The following is a 21,382-nucleotide window of genomic DNA, read 5'->3' on the forward strand; positions in this document are numbered from 1 at the left end:
TGTCATTTCGTCCCCGCTGTTATAGAATCCTGTTCTTTTATCAAGTCAGCCATTTTTACAAAAGTGAAGCCTCTTTTTTTCAAATCGTCCAGCACAGTCGGCAGCGCCTCGATCGTATGAATGTCATCAAGCATGTGCAGCAAAATGACGCTTCCTTGTTTTGTCTGTTTCATAACTCCGTTTATAATGTCGTCTGCGCTGTTGGCGGCATCCCAGTCCAGCGTCGTTACGTCATACATCGCGATCACGGGATAGCCAGCCGCAGCGATCGCCTTGGCCCGTTCGTCATCCACTACGCCTGTCGGAGGACGGAACAGCATGACAGGCTGCTCCTGAATTGCTTCCGTAATCACTTGATGGGCTCTGACTATATCCTCTTGCAGTTCCTTCGGAGTCAGGGAGGTGACCACCGGATGGCTATAGGAGTGGTTGGCTACATCATGACCGCCTTCAACCATTGCCCGCGCCAGATTTGGATTATTCTCCACCCCTTTGGCGCGGAGAAAGAACGTCGCAACCACATCATGCTCGGCCAAAATATCCAGAATACGGGTAACCGTTTTATCGCTGCCGAAATCGTCAAATGTTAGGGCGATCAGCTTTTTGTTCGTTTCCACATTGTAGACAAGCTTGTATTTAGCATCTTTGTAGTCCGGATTAACCTTGGCCGCATCGTAACCTGGAATTTGCTCCAGCGGTTTTCTTACACCGCCGTTCTTCACCAATTGATCCAGCGTGATCAGCTTATAGCCGATGTCGTTGGCGGCCTCGGCTATATATTTGATGGAAGGGATAACCTCCGGATTAATATCGGTGTTTAACGAAATGATTCCGCCTCTCGACATATATCTTCTCACATAATCGCCGATCGCCTTGGCATCTTTCATATCACGATCTTTGGGGTTTATATTATAGCTGACAACCGCCTTCATCCCCAATTGCGCGACGGCCAAAGGAACATCCTCCGTATAATCCCCGGAACGAGTCCTTACATACTGGGGCTGTGTTCCCGTTTCCCGCTTGATCACTTCGTTGGTCAGCTTGATTTCCTTATAGATTTGTTCATAGTTCAGTTTACTCATATCAAGCTGATTCAGCGTGTTGTTCTCAATCTCGTGGCCTCTCGCCAAAATTTCCTCCGCGAGATCCGGCTCTTCCGCTACTCTCATGCCCGGAAGAAAAAAGGTCGCCTTGATCTGATACTTATCCAGTTCATTCAAAAGAGCCTTCATGGTCTCTTTATCACCCATACCGTTAAAGGTTAAGGCCAGTTCCTTTCTGCCTGTATACACATATGGAATTTCAATGCTTTTTTCACCGGTGTACCGTTCTACCTTCTGAACGGGCTTGGTCGCTTCCCTCGTACCGGTCTGATACGCTTCTTCTCCGCCGGATAGACCACAGCCGGATAGCAACATCAGCACCGCTAAAAATAAAACTATTTGCGGAATAATTACTTTGCATCGCACTTTAAGCGGAATCCCCTTTAGTATTAATCTCTCAATTTTTAACAAATACAGGACTATAGTACCTCTATAAAACCTACATAAAGATACCATCTTCCTGCCCTAAATTCTACAAGTTTTTAAAAAATTTCAGTCTCAAATATTTACTCGGAAAAGTCTCAAGAAAGTCGTAATACGAAAGGGGCCTGTCCCTTTAAGCAGTAAAAGCTGCTTTAGAGACAGGCCCCTTCATATGGAATTTATTACTTTGTGTTCTTCGAATTAAAATCCGCCTACACCATGAGTAAATGGAGTGATCACAGTAACACTGAAAGCTGCTGCAGCACTAACCGTAAACAGTAACATGGCCAATCTTTTTTTCATTGAGACTCGCTCCCTTTTTAATTAAATTTTTATAAGCTTCTTGAGCTTGATTAGTAGCGAACTGCCTGAAATCTTCGAATAAACCAACGCACTTGATAATGCCAAAATCGCTATTGCTGGCGACTGCAGATGCAAGGCTGTTTATGATGCACTGGATCCCTTCTTCATATCGCTGTCTATGCAAATGATAAGCTGCAAGTTCGGCCATTAAGTTCATATACCGATCGGCTACCATTTGCTGAGTATACGTACCTGCAACTTTATTGATGTCATCATAGGAAGCGATTTGCTTCTCAAATCGGCGAAGCACATCATCCACATCAATATTAAATCGATTAGCAGCTTCAAGTATTTTAACCAAAGCTGGAAGAATTTCAGCCTCTCTCAAAGCAATATAATCGGCATAATCTGTGAGTACAGATACGTTCCCCATCATTAGCTTATAAAGAAAAGTATTGGCTTCAGCCAAGCTTCCATACTGCTCCATAATCTGATAGGCTTCCTCGGTGGTCTCCTTGACCCAGCTCATGTCTGAATACAAAGAGACAAAACGTAGGGCTTCTACGTACTCACCACGTTCTTCACAAACTGCTGATTGTAACAAATATGCATATAAGATATACAGAAACAACGGATAAATAGTTTCCCTGGGCTGTTCCGAAAACTTCTTATTATCATAAACTAGATCATACTGAATAGCGGCTCTGTACCCCAACTCCTTCGCCAAGTCATTGACCTTGTCCCAATTTCGCAGCGAAGCATACATATTGGCCAAATCTTTCAATGCATCAAGCTGCTCCTCTTCGGTCAACCGGTCCACATAAGGCTCAAACTGAACAGCTGCCCGAAGGTTTTCTTGCTGGTCTTGACCGACTGTAATTGTAAATAAACGGTATTGAGCCAGAGCCAAACGTTCGGAATGCTGGTACTTCTCACTTTCTGCGACAACCTTATACAAAATTTCTGCTGCTGCAGTTTTCCCCTGACGAAAAAAGTCTTCTGCCGTCTCAAATATCGCCGGAATATAAGAAAGGTTATCTGTCATTTGCCATACAATACGCCCAATGCAGTCCAGCTTGTCCAATTCCGCACAGCGATATAAGAACGGCCGGATTCTTCTCCAGTTGGGTGCAGCGTGTACAAAGCATTCATCTACATATAAGTCATAGAAAGCGCCTTCTTCAAGGCCCATCCCCAAAGTAATCCGATCCAACTGCCCCATGGCGATCGGCCGGTTTCCGTTGATGATTGCACTGATTGTTCCGGGATTCACACCGGAAATTTCCGCGAAATGGTGAATTGTCTTTCCTTCTTGCTTTAAATAATTCTCAAGCTCTGCGCGTATCGTGGTTGTAGGTTCCAAATGACCCCCCCTTCAACGACATCCAAGGAATAGACATCCAAAATTTAGTAAAATCACCTTATACCAGTAATAGTAATTATTTGTAGAAGATTAGTCAATACCTTTTCCGCAAATAATTACAAGTTTTTTTTGAATCACCAAAAACTGCTTAAAACAGGCATATATCAACCACAACGCAACCATTTTTTCGACAGTTCTATTTTTTATTTCGGGTCTTATGTCTATTCCTGTTCAATGTAACTTTCTCATTCAATTCTATTCTTGCTTAGAGTAAAGATTGACGCTATAATAGAAATGCAAACATATGTTCTTTTACCACTGCTTGGTCAGTCAGAGGAGGAATTATGAAGGGCTCTACTCATCTTGCCATCGGCTGTGCTGTCGGGGCTGCAGCTGTGGGTTATCATTCTTTTAACGTTTCAAATTCTCTTGTCTACATAGCGGCGGCTGCAATCTCATCGTTATGCCCGGACCTTGACGGTCCCAGCATGTTGAGCTCGCGGATCAGCAAAGCCTCCAGGACGCTTTACCGTTCTCTTATAACCCTCGCGGTGCTCATGACATTGCTGCTGATTTATCTCTATGCTCAATATCGTATTTTTCATCCGGAACTTACTGCCGCTACGCTGTGTGCCATCCTCCCCTCCCTGATTCTCAAGGAAGGCGTAATCCGCAACACTCTCGTCAGCCTGGTTGGCGCAGCAGTTGCGGGTGCGGGATTGCTGCCGGGAATGACCTGGCTATCCGGCTTCGGCATATTTGTCATGATAGCCCCCTGGCTGAAGCATCGGGGAATGACGCATACGATATGGGCGCTGCTGATCTGGTATTTGTTAAGCCAGGGAATGGAACGGCAGCTTGGCATTGATGGCATCGCCTTGACGGCGGCCGCCGGATATGCCTCCCATCTGGTCGCCGATACTTTGACTTCAAGCGGTGTGAAGTGGCTTTATCCACTCTCCAGAATCACTTTCAAGCTTCCGTTTCGCCGATAATTCGATATTCCGGTCTGCTTCCTTGAGGGCAAAGGCCAAGCAGGCGGTTATCGGTCCGGGTGGGCTCGAATGGCAACCCCTCGGATGGCTCGAATAGCAAACTGTCCGCTCATTTGGCATAAAGCTGCGTTTAGCCTTATGAAAAAGGCACCTGAAGCGGGTATCTCCCGCTAAAGGCGCCTCTCTTTCCTGCCAAAGCCTTGATTATTTTTGATTGACAAGCGAATTCAGTGAAGCAAAGGCCAGCGGCTCGAACCCTTCAGGCACATATAGGGCATACCCGTTGCCTTGAGCGAGACGGGCGGGCCGTTCTTCCGGATTGCCTTCAAGCGTGACGGATAAGTTCATCGTCTCCGGAAGCGCCTGATCGGCCGTACCGCTCGTTCAATCCGCTGAAGCTGCTTTCTCCAGCTTGGTTAACACCCGCTGCTTTAGCGTGTCTTCTCCATCAATCTTTTTCTCCACATATTCGAAATTCACTGCGTCTTCCGGTTCAAGCGTATCCAGCGTTTCCTGCGTGACGTCGCCTAACTGGAACACAAACGGTTCGCCATTCACGGTAATCTCAATCGAGGTCGTATCGGCCTGGCCTACATATTGACCGGAGCCCTTTTGTACCTCTGAAGTATCCTGATCCTGCGCTGATGAAGCCGGCGGCTTGGAAGCATTCTGCGCCGAGCTGGCCGGGGGTTCGCTTCCTTTCGCTGAATTCGTTTCTTTGCTGCAAGCCGTCAAAGTGAGTATCAGCAGCAGGCTGAGCGTCCATAACATGCAGTTGCTTCGTTTGTTCAAGATCAACACCTCCATTATTAATTACGTAAGGGAGAGAATAAAAGTTGCACCATTTTCACGGCGCTTCCTTTTTCCCCGGTTTACTCAAGATCCTTAATTGATATAATGAAGACGACTGCTCAAGAAAATAATCGTTATTCCCAAGGAACAATGGTTAAGGTTCAAAGCGTCTTCCGGAGCATTTCACTAATGAATATGGACAGGAATGAGGAGCATGGCCTTTGGCGTTAACAGACGGCAGCTGAACAACTGGAAGGATCAGGTCACAAGCGGTCAGATCGCTTTTCTGACCCATTATTGGCTGGATCCCCGTTTCCCGGATGCCAAAACGGTTACAAAAGTCGGCTGCAGCGATCTGGAGCGGTTAACGGCATGGTGTCTGGATAATGAACTGAATCCGAAATATATTCACCGGCGTCAGCCGTACCCGCATTTTGATCTCATTGGCGCCAAGCAAAAGGAAATTCTCGTAAAAGAAGGCCTGCAGGAACAGATCGAACAGTTCGGACTCTAAGATTCTAATACAGCCCCATCCTTAAGACACGAAAGAACCGATGTCCGTTACTTGGGAACATCGGTTCTTCGGTTTACATACCGGCATCGATCAAAGATTCATGATTTACCGCCTTATTTTTGCTCGCTCTGCCCATCCAAAGGAATATACCGATAAGAATAAAAGCGATGAGAGCCAAAAGCGGGATCGTTACAAATCCGAAATAATTAATATAAGAAGTATTGCAGGGTACGCCTACTTTGCAGGTCAGCACTTTCGAAAGAGCCGGTATTTTCTGTTCCGCATAATGATAGGCGGAGATGCAGCCGCCAATGATGCTGAGCGGAAGCATATAAGGAACGATCGTCCGGTCATTGCGGTAAGCGGCTATGCCGAGCAATATAACCTGAGGATACATAAAAATCCGCTGGAACCAGCACAGCCTGCAGGGTTGATAATGCAAAATTTCACTTAGATACAGACTACCCGCTGTAGCTGCGATCGAAACGATCCAGGCCATGTATATGGCATAATCCCTGATTAAAGAGGAGCTGCGCGTTTCCGTCATGTTTATGACTCTCCTTTTGCGGCAGAATCAATCGCCTGTTTGAACGAATCTAAACTGTAGTCGCCGTTGTAGAGCTTGCCGTTGATAAAGAAGGACGGCGTGCTTCTTACGTTAAGCTTGTCCGCTTTGGCAAGGCTGTCATCGACTTCCTGCTGGTAAGTTTTATTCTCGATGTCCGATCTAAGCTTATCATAATCGATAGGCAGCCCTTCGGATTTCGCGAGGTTTACCAGAAAATCGGTTGTTGCCCAGCCGGTCCTTTCCGGCCCTTGATCACGATACAATGCATTATTAAATTTCCAAAATGAGTCCTTGTCCTGATGAAAAATCGATTGGGCAGCCAGCGCGGAACGATTCGAATCTTCAATGCCCTTTCCGTCCAGCACAATCATGTCCGCAAAATAAATCGCGGCTTTGCCTGTGTCGACGTAATCTTTTACCAGATCCGGCTTGATGGTCTGGCTGAAGTTCCGGCAGCCAGGACACTGGTAGTCGCCGTATTCCACGATTTTAACAGGAGCGTTTGGATCCCCCAAAACCGGCATGCTGCTGTAGTCAAATTCTGCCAAGGTTGTCTTGTCGGACGAGTCCGGACGCAGGATGAGCGCGATGACAATAGCAATCAGCAAGACAGCAATCGTCGAGAAGAAAATGATGCGTCTCTTTTGCTCTTTCTGGCGTCTTTCCCTTTCCTTTCTCTGGCGCTCTGCGTATGGAATTGTTTTTTTCTTTGGTTTCAGCTGAATCCCTTCTTTCAATTATAAGTATCGACTTACTTACCATACCTTTTCTGCAATCATTCTAGGTTAGGCGCAGACTTTCGTCAAGTCTTCCACATAATGTAAGTCAAATCTGCAAGCAGGGAGGCATAAAAAATCCCCTCCGGTCTACAGTGTTAAGTTCATCATGCCATGAACTTTTTTTCTCACTGCCCTAGCCTGAGGGGATCATTTCTACGGCAGCTTTAACGCCGCAGCTGAGTTTTTAATTCCCTATTGCTTAATCGTCTGTTTTGAGTCCTGCTGCAATCCACGTTACAAAACCGTGAGCTTGTGCCGGGCCGTTCGTCCGCGTTACTTCCAGCACCGCAAATTCCGGTTCTCTTTGTTTCAATGAGACATGAATGCCAGCCTGGCCGCTCATCGCTACAATAACGTAGTTGGAATGAGCGAAAGGCTCAACAAAGATTACGGTGATCACCGTTGTTGTTTCTTCTTCATCTTCAAAAAGGAAATCTGTCATTCCGAACTGCTGAACGGCAGGACCCTGGATGCTTTGAAAAGGAGTGACAGAGAGATGCCGCAGTTGTATCGAGTGATCCTCCAGATGGCGGGAAGTTACCGCGTTTTCGGCGATATGCTCACCAGCTATGCTTTCCGGGGCGAGGTGCTGCCCCTCAATATTCCCGGGAACCAGATGCTGGCCTGCTATACTTTGCGGAGCGATGTGCTCCCCTGCCACACTTCCCAGGGCGAGATGCCGGCCGGCAATCCCTCCCTCGGGAAGAAGACCCTCTGCCCGCAGACTGTCCGAAATATGCGGCAAGCTAATCGTTCCCGCTTTCAATTGAAGCGGTCCTACAGCTTCGTATGCCAAATGGCTTGTGCCTATGCTTTCCTCACTGATATGCCGCGATTGGACGGCTCCGTCTGCTATTTTTGATTCCGTAACCGCCAAGTCATTGATTTTGTCGGTTGACACGCTTTCCGGCGACAGCTTCAGCGATGTTACGGCATTATCCTGCAGATGGTACGAGAACACCTGCTGTTCCCCCAGATGAATCCCCTGCACAGCTCCTTCCTGCAGAACTTTGGACGAAACCGAACGGTCCTGAAGGGCAAATGCACCAACGCTGCCTTTGCCCAAATGGCCGCCTGAGATAGCGCCGGATTCTATATGTGAAGCGTTAATAGAGCCCGGACGGATGAATGCTCCGCTGATGCTCTCTTCGGTGAAATGATGCTCCATAATCGAGCCCGGAGCCAAATGGCGTCCAGACACGCTGGCTCGCTCCAGAAGTTCTCCTCCAATGCTTTCAAGCGTCAATTTCTCGGCCGTGATCGAATGGTCCGCAATTTTGTCTGCGGTCACGCTGGACGGTTGAATATGCCGTCTTCCGATCGCCTGATCGGCGATATGCTCTTCCTGAACGGTTCCGGGGGCTATAATCTCTCCCTTAACCGCTCCTGCCTGCAAATGCCGCTCGCTCACAGCAGAAGTGCTGATATGCTTCTCCAGTACGGAGTCGTTCTGGAGATGCTGTGACGAAATGGAGGAAGCGGCCAAATGGCTGCCCTGTATTGCAGATTTGGCAATATGTCTCTTCAGTACGGCTTCATCGGCTATTTTGACAGCCAGTATGCTCTGGTCGGCTATTTTGGATGAAGTGACCGATTGATCGACCATCTGGGCAGTCCCGACAGATTGATCCGTAAGCTTTGTAGGCAAAATGCTCCGGTCAGCCAAATGGCGGGATGTAACTTCCCCAGTCCCAATATGCCGTTCGGCTATGGCTGACTCCTGGATATGGATGCCTTCAATGATGTCTCCCGCCAAGTGCCGTGCCAGCACCGCGGCTTCATTGATATGCTTCGAATCGACTGCACCTTCCTCCAGCTGATCGCTGCCTATGCTTTTTGTAGCCAGCAGATCACGGCCCAGCGTACCGGCCTGCAGATGCTTCGGACCAATCGCTCCATGTCCGATATGCTTGCCGGCGATAGCTCCTTCCTGGAGTTTATCTGCTGTTACAGCCCCGTCGCGAAGCTTGCTTGTCGTGACAACCTGATCGCCCAGCTTGGATGTATCAACGGCCCCGTTCATCAAATGAACAGCCGTGATCGCACCGCTGCCGATTTTGATGCCGGTTACGGATTGATCCTGAAGCATTTCAGTCGAAATCAGCACATTGCTGAGATGACGGGCTTGAATCACTCCATCGGAAATGTGGTCGGCACTGATCGATTTTTCCGCCAATTTATCAGGGGTAATGGTTCCGTCTTTGATTTTGGATCCTTCGATAGAGCTGTTGGCCAACTTGCTTCCCTGGACCGATCCGTCCACCAGATGATCGCCGGTCAATGATTCCTGCGCCACTTTCGGAGACGTGACGGCGCCATCCTCAAGTTTAATGGAGGTGACGGCATAGTCGGCAATCCAGGCCGTTCCGATCGTCCCCTGCTTTATTCTTGTAGCATCAATGGTATAAGGGGCAATCTTGTCACGAGTTACGGAAGCCTCAGCCAGATCATCGCTATAAATGATGGCGGTATCGCTGGGAATAGCCCTCTTCTCTTTTAATGAAAGCTCAGGTAGGCTAGGGTCCGGCTCGGAGTTGGCCGCGCTTGGCTGTTGCTCTTCATGGATTTCCGGGGCGGCAAACACGGGCGAAGCGGTGTGATGAACCTGGACCGGCTTCTTGTCCTTCACCTTTCCGTTAAGGTTCTCAAGCAGCTCCAGTTCGTTAAACGACGCACGATAGTTTGAGTTTACGGATTTGCCCGTTCCGCTTTTGGCAGCTTTTCCCTTCTTCAAGCTGTTCTCTCCTCTCATGGTTCTTCTGCTAGCATCATATGCAGCGGTGTGGGCATCTGTCACTGAGACCAGAAGCAGGAATACGAGAAAATTAAGGCTGCCCAGCTTAAAGTCCCACTGCCAAGCGGCGTTTTCACTACGAGGCGGATTCAGGTCATTTAAAAGTAAGAAAGACCGGATTCTGAGCAATCCGGCCTTTCCAAAAACTATTTGATTTCTGCGTTTGCACCTTAACCTTACGCTGTAGTTTCTTCCGTGGCTCCTTCCGCCTTTCCAGGCTCACCGTTATCCGCAGCTTCAGGCTCATCCTTAGCGTCAGCGGCGCGCGGCATTACGATGGACACCAGCAAAGTATCATGAGGCGTGTGCAGCGTTACTCCGTTAGGCAAGGAAACCTCTGAAGCCTCGATTTTATCTCCGACTCCAAGCGAAGTCACATCGACTTCAATACTGGCCGGCAGATCGTCCGGCAACCCTTCCACTTCCAATTCAGTCCCGAGTGTTTGCAGAACACCTCCGGACTTCGTTCCTGCTGGTGTACCGCTATAGTGAACCGGTATGTGGACCCGAACCGGTTTATTCTTCGACACAAACTGGAAGTCCACATGGGCGACCTTGCCTCGTCTCAGCTGAATATCTTTAATCAATGCAGGGAAGCTTTTTCCATCGGACAGCGTCAATTGAAAAAACTCCGATCTCCCGGTGCGGGACACTTTGATAAGCTCCTTCTCATCAACGTGCACCGGCTGGCTCTCGATTTGCGAGCCGTATACAACTCCCGGAACACGACCGGACTCTCTTAACTTGTGAAGCGCGGCTCCTGATAAATCCATTCTTGTCTCAGCCTTCAAAGTAACGTTATGAGCAGAACTCATATTGCATCGACCTCCTGAATAAATTGTAGGTTAATGCGGGGCAGTAAGGCGATAGCTCCGTATACCCAAGCTACTTAGCAAATCCACAAAATTGCAGCTCTATCTTTTTTATTACCCTAATTTCACAATCTTTAATCAACTTTCGCCATCTTCAGCAAAAAAATGGATGAAAAAAACGGTACCCCAAAAGGTACCGGTCATCGGCCGTTGCCGCAAACTATAGTGTTGGAATAATACGCTTAATATGAGCCGGAGAAAACCTAAATTGCAATTGCTCCTAAAAAATGCCCAGCCTGATTTTAGGCATCAATGCTTTTTACGAGTTCAACCACTTGTGCTGCGGTTTGCATCGCGAGCGCCTTGGACGCAAGCTCCTGCATTTCCGCTTTCGAAAGTTTCGCAATTTGCGAGCGAGCCGGCAGGATGGATGTGGCGCTCATGCTGAATTCATCAAGACCAAGACCGAGCAGAAGCGGAATCGCCGTGGAATCGCCGGCCATTTCGCCGCACATGCCAGCCCATTTGCCTTCCTTATGAGCCGCATCAATAACCATCTTAACCAGGCGCAGAATAGCCGGATTGTATGGCTGATACAAATAGGAGACGCGTTCATTCATCCGGTCGGCTGCCATCGTGTACTGGATCAGATCGTTCGTTCCGATACTGAAGAAATCCACTTCCTTGGCAAATTGGTCTGCCATAACGGCTGTAGAAGGAATTTCCACCATAATTCCGAGTTGAATGTCTTCGGATACTTCTACGCCTTCGCTCGTCAGCTTGGCTTTCTCCTCAAGGAGAAGCGCCTTCGCCTGGCGGAATTCATCAAGCGTAGCAATCATCGGGAACATGATACGAAGATTTCCATAAACGCTTGCCCGCAGCAAAGCCCGCAACTGAGTACGGAAAATATCCGTACGCTCCAGACACAACCGAACGGCACGGAAGCCCAGGAACGGGTTCATTTCCTTAGGCAGGTCGAGATAAGGCAATTCCTTGTCTCCGCCGATATCAAGTGTCCGGACTACAACCGGTTTGCCTTCCATTTTCTCAAGGACCGTCTTGTAAGCATTAAACTGGATTTCTTCCGTAGGCAGCTTGTCGCGTCCCATGTAGAGGAATTCCGTGCGGTACAGGCCTACGCCCTCGCCTCCGTTATCCACTACACCCGCAACGTCGTTTGGCGTACCGATGTTTACTGCCAGTTCGACATGAACACCGTCAAGAGAAACGGTAGGCAGGTCGCGAAGCTTTCTCCACTCATCGCGCTGAGCCAAATATTTCTCCTGCTTGTTCTTGTATTGCTGAACCAGCTCTTCTGTTGGGTTTATGATGACCTTGCCATCCAATCCATCAACGATCACGAGATCGCCGCTGTTTACTTGCTCAAGCACCTCTTTGGTTCCTACAACCGCAGGAATTTCCAAAGAGCGTGCCATGATGGCGGAATGGGAGGTCCTGCCCCCAATATTGGTCGTGAAGCCCTTGACATATTTCCGGTTTAGCTGAGCGGTATCGGATGGCGTCAAATCCTCGGCAATCACGATAACCTCTGTATTGATTTCCGCAGGATTCACATAAGTCAAACCCAATAGATGGGTAAGAACGCGCTTCGTTACGTCCCGCATATCCGCAGCCCGCTCCTGCAAGTAGGCGCTCTTCATATTCTCAAACATGGAAATAAACTGAGCTGCCGTTTCATTCAATGCAAACTCGGCGTTGACGCCTTCGTTTGTAATTTTATCTTCAACCGGACTAATCAGCTCCGGATCATTCAGAATCAGCAAATGGGATTCAAAAATTTCCGCTTTCTTCGCACCCAGTTCTTGAAGCGTGCGCTCTTTAATCGCTTCAAGCTCGGTCTTCGATTTCTCGAGAGCATCGTTCAATTTAGCGATTTCCGCAGCGGTGTCCGAGACTTGCCGCTCATGGACCGTATAATCCGGATGCTCCAGCTTGAAAGCGGGTGCTATAGCCACACCCGCCGAAGCTGCGATACCTTCTATTTTAATCATACTGCCTCTCCAAGTCCTTCATTAACCATTACATCGGAGAGCGCTTGAATGACTTCAGCTTCACCTTCGCCTGTTGCAGAAAGAGTGATGGTGTCGCCTTTTTCAAGACCAAGGGAAAGAACGCCAAGGATAGACTTCAGAGTGACCTTTTTGCCTTTTGCTTCAGCAAAAGATTCAACGCCTTTAAATTTATTGGCTGTATTCACCAGCGCAGTTGCAGGGCGTGCATGAATTCCGTCTTCGTCGATAATTCTGAAAGTTTTTTCCATTATGATCCTCTCGCTTTCTAATATTTTGCAATAGTATTTATGTCCATCATAGTAAGCCATACTGGGACCAAATTACAAATTTTGCTTGGCGCCGGCTTATTTGATAGTGATAATATTGGCTTCTCCGCTTTTTACCGCGCCTGTTTTGTTCAGCGTTACCGCCGCTCCTTCAGGCAGGTTGGAGAAAATGATCGGGGTAATGATCGAAGGGGCATGCTCCTTCACATATTCCAGATCGACCTTCATAATCGGCTGTCCGGCGGACACGAGATCTCCTTCATTAACGAGAACTTCAAATCCTTGTCCTTTCAGCTTCACCGTGTTGACTCCGATATGAACGAGCACTTCTTTGCCTCCGTCGGACATAATGCCGACAGCGTGCTTGCTCGGGAACACGTTGAATACTTTACCATAAACCGGCGAACAGATATTACCGTCATGCGGCAGTACAGCAAAGCCGTCACCCGTCATTTTTTGGGAAAAGACAGGGTCAGGGACGTTTGAAATATCCATCAATTCGCCGTTGACCGGAGATACGATGTCTTCACTGATGATAGCATCCCCATCCTGAGCCGCATGCTGCTCGGCTTCGGCCGGCTTATCTTCGGGTTCTGCCGGTGCAGGGGCCGGAGTTTTGCCATTCATGATGTCCGCAATCTGAGACTTGATTGTATCGGAACGGGTACCAAAGATGGCCTGAACGTTATTGCCCACCTCAAGCACCCCGGAAGCGCCGAGATTCTTCAAACGATCTTTGTTGACACGGCCTTTGTCTTTAACCTCAACGCGCAGACGTGTAATACAAGCGTCCAAATGAGCGATGTTCTCTTTACCGCCCAAAGCGGCGAGAATGTTATGCGGCAGGTCGTCCGTCGATACGGAACCTGATGCTTCATCCGTCTGTGCAGGCGCATCCTCCCGCCCTGGCGTCTTGAGGTTGAACTTGCGGATTACAAACCGGAAGCCGAAGTAGTAAATGACCGAGAAGATCAGACCGACTACGATAACGAGCCACCATCTGGTCCGGTTAGGAATAACGCCGAACAGCATCAAATCGATGAAACCGCCGGAGAAGGTCATCCCGATCTTGACATTCAAAATTTGCATAAACATAAAGGAGAGACCGGCAAAAACGGCATGTACCGCGAACAGAACAGGCGCAACGAACAGGAACGAGAATTCCAGCGGCTCGGTGATCCCTGTTAAAAATGCCGTAAGCGCACCGGACAGCATCAAACCGCCGACGATTTTCTTGTTCTCAGGCTTGGCTTCATGATACATGGCAAGCGCTGCGGCAGGAAGACCGAACATCATGAACGGGAATTTACCGGTTGTGAACGTACCCGCAGTGAACGGTACGCCGTCACGAAGCTGCGCCATAAAGATGTGCTGGTCGCCGCGAATAATTTGCCCGGCTTTGTTCGTGTATTCCCCAAACTCAAACCAGAATGGAGAGTAGAAAATGTGATGCAGTCCGAATGGAACCAGCGAGCGTTCGAACAATCCGAAAATGAACGCGGACAGCGTCAGATTCGTATTAATCATGCTGTGTGAAATATAGTTCAGGCCTTCCTGGATCGGAGGCCAAACGAACGACATTACAATCCCGAGCACAAGGGCCCACACAGCCGTCATAATCGGTACGAAGCGTTTGCCCGCAAAGAAACCGAGGTATGACGGGAGCTCGATCTTGTAAAATCTGTTGTACATGCTTGCTGCGAGTATCCCCACGATAATACCGCCGAATACCCCTGTAGCCAAAGTCGGAATGCCGACAATTCTGGCATAAGCCGGATCGTTTAAGGAGAGAACGTATTCGTTAACCCCCATAACCGTCCCCATCGTGATGTTCATCACGAGGTAACCGACGATTGCTGCAAGGCCCGCTACGCCTTCACCACCCGCCAAACCAACGGCAACGCCGACTGCGAACAGCAAGGAAAGATTATCAAACACAACCTGGCCCGAGTTCATCAGAATATTGGCAAGCGTTTGAATCCAATGCGCATTGAGCGCAGGTACGTATTGAAGGAAATCTGGATTGACAAGCATATTACCTATTCCAAGCAGCAAACCTGCAGCAGGGAGAATTGCGACCGGAAGCATCAAGGCTTTACCGACTCTCTGCAATACGCCAAAAAAACGTTTGAACATATAGATCCTCCTTAATCATCAGATGGCCCAAAAAGAACATCAAAAAAGGCATGAGTCAACAAAAGCTGTACGATATGTACTGCAATTACGGTTATCTTGCCCGTAAAAGTAAAGTACAATCAACAAACTTTGTTTACTCATGCCTGATCGAATCAGTAACACGCTTTCAAAATATGAAGTTCTTCGTTGTTCCACATTTGAAGTATAACACCGAACCTGAAGATCTGCAAGCATTAAATTCATTAAATTACATGTTTGGGACAATGCGGTTCAGATGCATCGTTAAATAGCTCACTTCCGCTTGATAAACGGGCTTGTGCAGCCGTTTCTCCATCACTTTGGTCAGCTTCCAGGCCAGATCGTACAGCTCCGGATACTCCTCCTTGAGCAAATCTTCCAGCTTGCCCGGCTCATGTACCTTTTCGCCGCGGCGAATCCGTTCAATGGCGAAGCGCAAATGGGTGAGCAACCGGGCATAGTCCAGCGAATTTCTGGAAACGGTAAATTCAAGCTGCTTCTCCACCATCTCCACCATATCCGCAATCAGCTGTGAATGCGCCTTCACTTCTGTGATGTGTTGATTGGTCATGGCGCTGTGAATATGGAGTGCAACAAAGCCGGTTTCGTCCTGGCCCAGTTCAACACCCATCTTGTCCCGAATAGTATTTATGGCGAATTCCGCCAGCTCATACTCCTCCGGATAAATCTCCTTTGTTTCGAACAAGAACGGGTTGTGTATCGCGATGTCCTGCTCTGCGCGTTTGATGGCGAACGCAATATGGTCGGTCAGCGCGATATGAATGTGCTCGTTAAGCGGAGTTTGGCTAAGCTGGGCAATATACATAATAATTTCGTTAAGAACTTCAATCAGCTTCTCGTCCACCTGCAAAGCGAGCTGTTTGTACTGCTCCTGCTCCGTGGCATCTTTCAATATAAAAAGCTTCTCAACCGATCTCAGCGGGATCATTTCACGAGGCTTGCGGTTAAAGCCGATGCCTTTCCCGATGACCACTACCTCGCTGTGCTCGGGATGTTTAGCAATAATTACGTTGTTATTAAGCACTTTAGCCACCTGAAGGCCGTTCACTTTAACACCTCTTTTTTATCGAAAAATCAAATCCCGCCGGCGGTTGTTTGGTTCGCACAGGCTAATAAGCGCATAACCATCGTCAGCGGGACACTATTTTCATTATACTCGTTTTTCCTGATCGACGCTATACTTTCTAGCCGAAGTTACTCTTTCTGTAAAGCATTATTTGAGGGAACGGCTTCCGGTACATGCCCCCGGCTTTGCGTGTTAGCCCTTTGATCAGGGAATCGAGCTGGATACCTGACACATTTTGGAGCATTTCCGGAGCGGTCGCCATCAGCTCGGTAACATAATTGCTGACTCTGGATGCGCCTTCACCTTGCCGGTATCTTCTGGAACGCTTCGGCCTGTTTGCTGAAATGTTCATCGCCATAAACTAGCGAAGTATTTTGCTCGCTAATCTGTGAACCCGGCGGCTTCCGCAAAGCGGCGCAAACCCTGCTGACCTTCCGGCGTTCTTTTGTACACGCCTGCATGTCCCAAAATTTCGGCAAATTTGCGTCCAACCTCATCCTGAAGCAGCGCCTCCGCCCTCTCTTTCGGCAGTCCGGTGCGAAAGCGCTCCAGCAGTGACCCGATCCACTCGGTATGGGGGACCAGTTCCGGCACTTTTCCGGCGAGGGCCCCCATCCGCATTTCATCGTCGCCCGACAGGATACGGGCAATGAGTGCAAGCTCTTTTTTCAACCGGCCCGGCAAAATGGCAAGGCCCATCACTTCGATAAGACCGATATTTTCCTTCTTGATATGATGCATTTCCCGGTGCGGATGAAAAATGCCTTCCGGATGCTCGGCGTCCGTTCTATTGTTGCGCAAAACAATATCCATTTCATAACCTCCGTCCGCGCTTCGTCTGACGATGGGGGTAACGGTATTATGACGAACGGTCGCTCTCTCCTGCTCGGAATGGGCAAAAATGCCAAGTTCCGGATCGCTGTAGCCTTTCCACAGCTCATAAAGGTCATTTCCTGCCTCCAGCAGCATGCCGGCATCTGCGCCGGACAAACGAAGCACGCTCATCGGCCAACGAACGATGCCCATCGTGAGACCGGGGTACTTGGCGGAATGGAACACAGCGTCCAGCGGTGATTTCTCCAGCGGAAACTTGTGTTTTCCGCCTTGAAAATGATCATGCGTCAGAATCGACCCGCCCACGATCGGCAGATCCGCGTTGGACCCGATGAAGTAATGGGGAAACTGCCGGACGAAATCAAGCAGCCTCCGGAAAGTATCCTTCGTAAGCTTCATAGGCACATGGTCATGCCGAAAAACAATACTGTGCTCATTGTAATAAACGTAAGGCGAATATTGGAAATACCATGGCTCGCCATTCAGCGTAAGCGGAATGACCCGGAGGTTCTGGCGGGCCGGATGGTTGATTCTGCCGGCATATCCGACATTTTCACGGCACAGCTGGCATTTCGGATAGGCCGGAGGAGGGAGCAGCTTAGCCGCGGCTATTTCCTCCGGTGTTTTCTCAGGCTTGGATAAATTGATCGTTATTTCCATGTTGCCGTAGGGCGTTTCCTGCTTCCAGTAAACGTTGCTTGCAATGCGGTCCATACGGATATAGTTGGCATCGGTGCACAGCTTGACGAACCTGCCGGTCGCTGCCTCAATTCCCTCATCCTGGGCCGTACTACGGAAGGAAGCAATCACTTCGGAAGGTTTCGGCATCACGAGGCCCATAATCTTCGCGTCCAGCAGATCGCGGTAAGTATCTGTATTTTCCGGAATAAGGCCTATATAGTAACCATAATCAATCAATGTATTCAATAAGCTTTGCGGACTGTCCAGCAGCGCCGCATCCGCTTCACCGGTATAAGGATCATCCTCATTAAAAAGCTCAAGTAAACGGTTGCGGGCGTATTCCATGTCCCACCAGTCAATTAGCGAATGCTCAAGGGCAAAATGAACCAGCCGTTCGATGGCTTTAAGCGCTTCTTCTCTTAAGCCTGCCGTTTCCGCTGCGCGCTTTCCCATGAACTTCATCCTCACTTTCCTGAATAGCCCTGCGGGTGATTCCGGTGCCACCCCCACGCGCTTTCGATGATGACATCAAGGTTATCGCGCGAAGGACTCCATCCAAGAACACGGCGCGCCTTCTCGGACGATGCGATAAGGACGGCCGGATCGCCTGCACGGCGGGGCTTGTGTTCTACCGGAAAATCGATCCCGGTCACCTCTTTCACCTTGGCGATGACTTCCTTGACCGAGAACCCTTGGCCGTTGCCCAGATTGAATACGTCGCTCGCTCCGCCCTTTCTCAAGTAATCGACGGCGCGCAGATGCGCATCGGCAAGATCGCTCACATGAATATAATCGCGGATACAGGTTCCGTCCTCTGTCGGATAATCGTCTCCGAAAACGGCTATTGACGGACGCTGACCCAGCGCAGCCTGCAAAATGAGCGGGATCAGATGCGTTTCCGGCTGATGGTCTTCGCCGATTTGGCCCCCCGCATGCGCGCCGGCTGCATTGAAATAACGCAAGGCCACATATTTGATGCCAAGCACGCGATCAAACCAGCCCATCATCGTCTCCATGGTCAGCTTGGTTTCCCCGTACACGTTAGTCGGAGCAGTACGGTCCGTCTCTTCAATCGGCACCTTCTCCGGTTCGCCGTATGTCGCCGCCGTAGACGAGAAGACGATTTTCGCCACGCCCGCCTTCTGCATCGCTTCCAGGAGGCAGAGCGTTCCATACACGTTATTGTCGTAATATTTCACAGGATTCTGCATGCTTTCCCCAACGAGCGAGTTGGCGGCAAAGTGGATGACGGCATCAATGCTGTTCTCGGAGAACAGCTTCGAAAGAAGCTCCTTGTCACGCAGATCCCCTTCATAAAGCTTGCCTCCAAGCAGCGCTTCCCTGTGGCCTGTCTGCAGGTTGTCCAGAACAACCACGTCCTCGCCTCTTTCCAGCAGCTCCGCAACCGTGTGCGACCCTATATAGCCTGCACCGCCGGTAACCAAAATCGCCATCTCAAGCTTCCCCCTTTATTTGGTGAACTCCATCGCCTACACCGCAGACGTAAAAATCCGCTGCAAGCCCTGTACGCTGCTCGTAGGCTTCACCGACATTGTGTACAAATCTAGCCACATCGTCCTCATGGACGAGTGAAACGGTACAGCCGCCGAAGCCGGCTCCGGTCATTCTTGATCCGAGGGTTCCGCCAATTTTACGGGCTTCCTCCACCATGACGTCAAGCTCCCGGCAGCTTACTTCATACAAATCGCGAAGAGAATCATGCGATTCATTCATGAAAATGCCGAACTGCTGCAAATCGTTCCGCTGCAGGGCCTCTACAGACTTCAATACCCGGGCGTTTTCTTCAACGACATGCTTGGCTCGGCGGCGCAGCACTTCGCCAAGAAGGTGCTCTTCGAGCGCTCCGAACTTCTCTGGATTAAGCCCGGCAAGGAATTCCAGCTCCGGCACATGCTCTTGCAAAAGCCGAAGCGCCTCATCGCATTCGCTCCGTCGTTCATTATATTTGGAATCGACCAGACCTCTGCGTTTGTTCGTATTGCCGATCACCAGCTTATAGGACCCCGTATTGAATGGAACTTTCTTGTATTCAAGTGTATCACACATAAGCAGGATAGCGTTATTTCTGGCCCCGTTTGCTACGGCAAACTGGTCCATAATTCCGCTGTTCACGCCCACGTACTGATTCTCGGCCCGCTGCGACAGCTTGGCAATTTCCACGGTATCCCGTTCTTTTCCTTCGGCAGACAGCAGAGCAAAAGCCGTCACCACTTCAATGGAGGCGGAAGAGGACAATCCGGCGCCATTCGGAATTTCTCCTATAAAATAAAGATCATAACCGTGCGTGAGCGGGCAGCCTAGCTTGGCAAGCTCTACCATAACGCCTACCGGATAATCGATCCATTCCCCGGATTTAGGCGTTCCGAGTTCATCAGCAGACATCTGCGCCTCGTAAGGAAAATTGGCGGATTTGAAAGCAACCCGGTTATCGTCCCGTTCACGAATCAGCAGAGTCGTTCCAAATTCCAGTGCGGCAGGTAGGACATAGCCGCCGTTATAATCAATGTGTTCTCCGATCAGATTAACCCGTCCGGGCGCCTGAAAGGTCTGTATCTCTTTCGTGCTTTCTCCAAAATGAGAAATAAATAGCTGCTTCTTCTCCTGCATGCTAATCATGCGTTCACCCCGCCCTTAAAGATCATCGCTTAAGCTTAATCCAATTATATAAGACTCGCTGTAAGTTGATAATGTATGAATGCGTTTTAAATATGGATTAATGTGACTTTCGGGAGTATGATGAATGCATAACATTCAGATGAAGGAAGGACATTTCCGTTATGGAACCATCCACTTACATGTCTGCCGCCAATCCTGAATTTTCCGGGCAAAATGTTCTGCGCGTCTTGTTTGCGGGCGAAAGCCAAACAGCTCCGCTGCACCGTTTGGGACCTAAAATCTATGATTACTATTTGTTTCACTATGTAGAACAGGGAAGAGGCGAATTCCGGACCGAAGAAGCGACCTACCGCCTTCAGGCCGGAAGCGGCTTCCTCATCCAGCCGGACCAACTCGTCAGCTACGAATCGGACAAAAGTCTGCCCTGGCGCTACCGCTGGCTCGCGTTCAGCGGCAAAGGTGCACAGCAGCTTGCGGCAGAGGCCGGCTTCTCCGCAACGTCGCCGATCATGCATGCGGCGGATAATGACAACAGCCCCATACCGGAAGCTTTGCGATCCACACTGGCCGTTTTCCGTGAACAAAAAGAAGGAGCGCAGCTAGCCTCGCTCGGATACTTGTACCTGATCATGGCCGAAGCGAAGCATTCCCTCCTTTCCGGTACGAATGCCGCTGACGGCGAAGCCCGCGTGCAGCGGGTCGTAAAGCAAATGATCCATTATATGACGAGCCAGTATGCCTATCCCATTTCCATTGAGGATATGTGCTCGGGGCTAGGGTACAACCGGGCCTATTTGTCGCGCGTATTCAAGAAAGGAACGGGCCTGTCGCCAGTGACTTATCTGCTCAAGCTGCGGATCGACAAAGCCCGGCACCTGCTGCGGGACCGCCCCGATCTGTCCACCCAGCAAATCGCCGCCTCCGTCGGGCTCACCGACCCGCTCTATTTCTCGCGCCAGTTCAAACGCTTTTATGGCGAATCGCCGAGTCAGTACAGGCATGCGGTAACAGCGGGAAGTTCCGGAAGCTACGAGTCATAGGAAATTTCCGCGTAAACCGTTATTGACTTGTTAACAAGTCCGGCATACAATATAAATTGAAAGCAAGCACTTGCAATCATCGAAATAGGATCCATTATCACTACCGATGCAAACAGTCTTGAAGTAAGCGTCTCGATATTCGCTAGGGCATTAAATGCCCTGGCTTTAAATAGAACCAGACGTAAGTTAGCACTTGCATAC

The 21,382-nt window shown here is 49.4% G+C and carries 18 protein-coding genes and 1 pseudogene; 3 read left to right on the forward strand and 16 right to left on the reverse strand.

The features are described 5' to 3' along the window. Positions 1 to 2: 2 nt before the first annotated feature. Both K7397_RS13950 and K7397_RS13955 read right to left on the reverse strand, forming a co-directional pair. Positions 3 to 1,418 carry a polysaccharide deacetylase family protein gene (locus K7397_RS13950; RefSeq protein ID WP_237690929.1) on the reverse strand — a complete coding sequence of 472 codons (1,416 nt, stop codon included), beginning with the start codon at positions 1,416 to 1,418 and terminating at the stop codon, positions 3 to 5. Between the two features lie 373 nt (positions 1,419 to 1,791). Beyond that, positions 1,792 to 3,192, reverse strand: coding sequence for a helix-turn-helix domain-containing protein (locus K7397_RS13955; RefSeq protein ID WP_223068553.1), 1,401 nt, complete (start codon positions 3,190 to 3,192; stop codon positions 1,792 to 1,794). 344 nt (positions 3,193 to 3,536) lie between these two features. On the opposite strand from K7397_RS13955, the gene K7397_RS13960 reads away from it, so the two are divergent. Then, on the forward strand, positions 3,537 to 4,187 hold the full coding sequence (locus K7397_RS13960; RefSeq protein ID WP_223068554.1) for a metal-dependent hydrolase: 651 nt from the start codon (positions 3,537 to 3,539) through the stop codon (positions 4,185 to 4,187). A 204-nt stretch (positions 4,188 to 4,391) separates the two neighbouring features. Here K7397_RS13960 and K7397_RS13965 read toward each other — a convergent pair whose 3' ends face one another. Both K7397_RS13965 and K7397_RS13970 read right to left on the reverse strand, forming a co-directional pair. Then, positions 4,392 to 4,535, reverse strand: a complete 144-nt coding sequence (locus K7397_RS13965; RefSeq protein WP_223068555.1) for a hypothetical protein — start codon at positions 4,533 to 4,535, stop codon at positions 4,392 to 4,394. A gap of 36 nt (positions 4,536 to 4,571) precedes the next feature. Beyond that, complete coding sequence (locus tag K7397_RS13970; protein ID WP_223068556.1) at positions 4,572 to 4,979, reverse strand: hypothetical protein; 408 nt, start codon at positions 4,977 to 4,979, stop codon at positions 4,572 to 4,574. Between the two features lie 214 nt (positions 4,980 to 5,193). Here K7397_RS13970 and K7397_RS13975 point away from each other — a divergent pair, with 214 nt between their 5' ends. Then, positions 5,194 to 5,493: a hypothetical protein gene (locus K7397_RS13975; RefSeq protein WP_223068557.1), complete on the forward strand. Its 300-nt coding sequence runs from the start codon at positions 5,194 to 5,196 to the stop codon at positions 5,491 to 5,493. A 73-nt stretch (positions 5,494 to 5,566) separates the two neighbouring features. Here K7397_RS13975 and K7397_RS13980 read toward each other — a convergent pair whose 3' ends face one another. From K7397_RS13980 to K7397_RS14035, 12 genes and pseudogenes are all read right to left on the reverse strand, one after another. Further along, the gene (locus K7397_RS13980; protein ID WP_223068558.1) at positions 5,567 to 6,040 is read right to left on the reverse strand and encodes a disulfide oxidoreductase; all 474 of its coding nucleotides are present in this window, start codon (positions 6,038 to 6,040) and stop codon (positions 5,567 to 5,569) included. 2 nt (positions 6,041 to 6,042) lie between these two features. Then, positions 6,043 to 6,798, reverse strand: a complete 756-nt coding sequence (locus K7397_RS13985) for a DsbA family protein (RefSeq protein WP_237690920.1) — start codon at positions 6,796 to 6,798, stop codon at positions 6,043 to 6,045. A 241-nt stretch (positions 6,799 to 7,039) separates the two neighbouring features. Then, positions 7,040 to 9,574: a WIAG-tail domain gene (locus tag K7397_RS13990; RefSeq protein ID WP_223068559.1), complete on the reverse strand. Its 2,535-nt coding sequence runs from the start codon at positions 9,572 to 9,574 to the stop codon at positions 7,040 to 7,042. 236 nt (positions 9,575 to 9,810) lie between these two features. After that, positions 9,811 to 10,449, reverse strand: a complete 639-nt coding sequence (locus tag K7397_RS13995) for a 50S ribosomal protein L25 (RefSeq protein ID WP_223068560.1) — start codon at positions 10,447 to 10,449, stop codon at positions 9,811 to 9,813. Positions 10,450 to 10,748: 299 nt separating this feature from the next. After that, positions 10,749 to 12,461, reverse strand: a complete 1,713-nt coding sequence (gene ptsP / locus K7397_RS14000; protein ID WP_223068561.1) for a phosphoenolpyruvate--protein phosphotransferase — start codon at positions 12,459 to 12,461, stop codon at positions 10,749 to 10,751. Further along, complete coding sequence (locus tag K7397_RS14005) at positions 12,458 to 12,730, reverse strand: HPr family phosphocarrier protein (protein WP_223068562.1); 273 nt, start codon at positions 12,728 to 12,730, stop codon at positions 12,458 to 12,460. The genes ptsP and K7397_RS14005 overlap by 4 nt, the downstream gene beginning before the upstream one ends. 96 nt (positions 12,731 to 12,826) lie before the next feature. Further along, positions 12,827 to 14,884 (reverse strand): glucose-specific PTS transporter subunit IIBC, encoded by a 2,058-nt coding sequence (gene ptsG, locus K7397_RS14010; RefSeq protein WP_223068563.1) that lies wholly within the window; start codon positions 14,882 to 14,884, stop codon positions 12,827 to 12,829. 247 nt (positions 14,885 to 15,131) lie between these two features. Continuing rightward, on the reverse strand, positions 15,132 to 15,971 hold the full coding sequence (gene glcT / locus K7397_RS14015) for a glucose PTS transporter transcription antiterminator GlcT (RefSeq protein ID WP_223068564.1): 840 nt from the start codon (positions 15,969 to 15,971) through the stop codon (positions 15,132 to 15,134). A 136-nt stretch (positions 15,972 to 16,107) separates the two neighbouring features. Continuing rightward, positions 16,108 to 16,296: pseudogene (locus tag K7397_RS14020) on the reverse strand (hypothetical protein); the annotation flags it as partial. A gap of 74 nt (positions 16,297 to 16,370) precedes the next feature. Further along, complete coding sequence (locus tag K7397_RS14025) at positions 16,371 to 17,957, reverse strand: UDP-glucose--hexose-1-phosphate uridylyltransferase (RefSeq protein ID WP_237690921.1); 1,587 nt, start codon at positions 17,955 to 17,957, stop codon at positions 16,371 to 16,373. Between the two features lie 11 nt (positions 17,958 to 17,968). Continuing rightward, positions 17,969 to 18,958 carry a UDP-glucose 4-epimerase GalE gene (gene galE / locus K7397_RS14030; protein WP_223068566.1) on the reverse strand — a complete coding sequence of 330 codons (990 nt, stop codon included), beginning with the start codon at positions 18,956 to 18,958 and terminating at the stop codon, positions 17,969 to 17,971. A 1-nt stretch (position 18,959) separates the two neighbouring features. Then, a complete protein-coding gene (locus tag K7397_RS14035; protein ID WP_223068567.1) occupies positions 18,960 to 20,141 on the reverse strand; it encodes a galactokinase in 1,182 nt (393 codons plus the stop codon). Between the two features lie 161 nt (positions 20,142 to 20,302). Between K7397_RS14035 and K7397_RS14040 the strand changes: the two genes are divergently transcribed. After that, positions 20,303 to 21,181, forward strand: a complete 879-nt coding sequence (locus K7397_RS14040) for an AraC family transcriptional regulator (RefSeq protein ID WP_223068568.1) — start codon at positions 20,303 to 20,305, stop codon at positions 21,179 to 21,181. The last annotated feature ends 201 nt before the right edge of the window (positions 21,182 to 21,382 follow it).

The sequence above is a fragment of the Paenibacillus caui genome (assembly GCF_019904135.1).
In the GTDB taxonomy this organism is placed as follows: domain Bacteria; phylum Bacillota; class Bacilli; order Paenibacillales; family Paenibacillaceae; genus Fontibacillus; species Fontibacillus caui.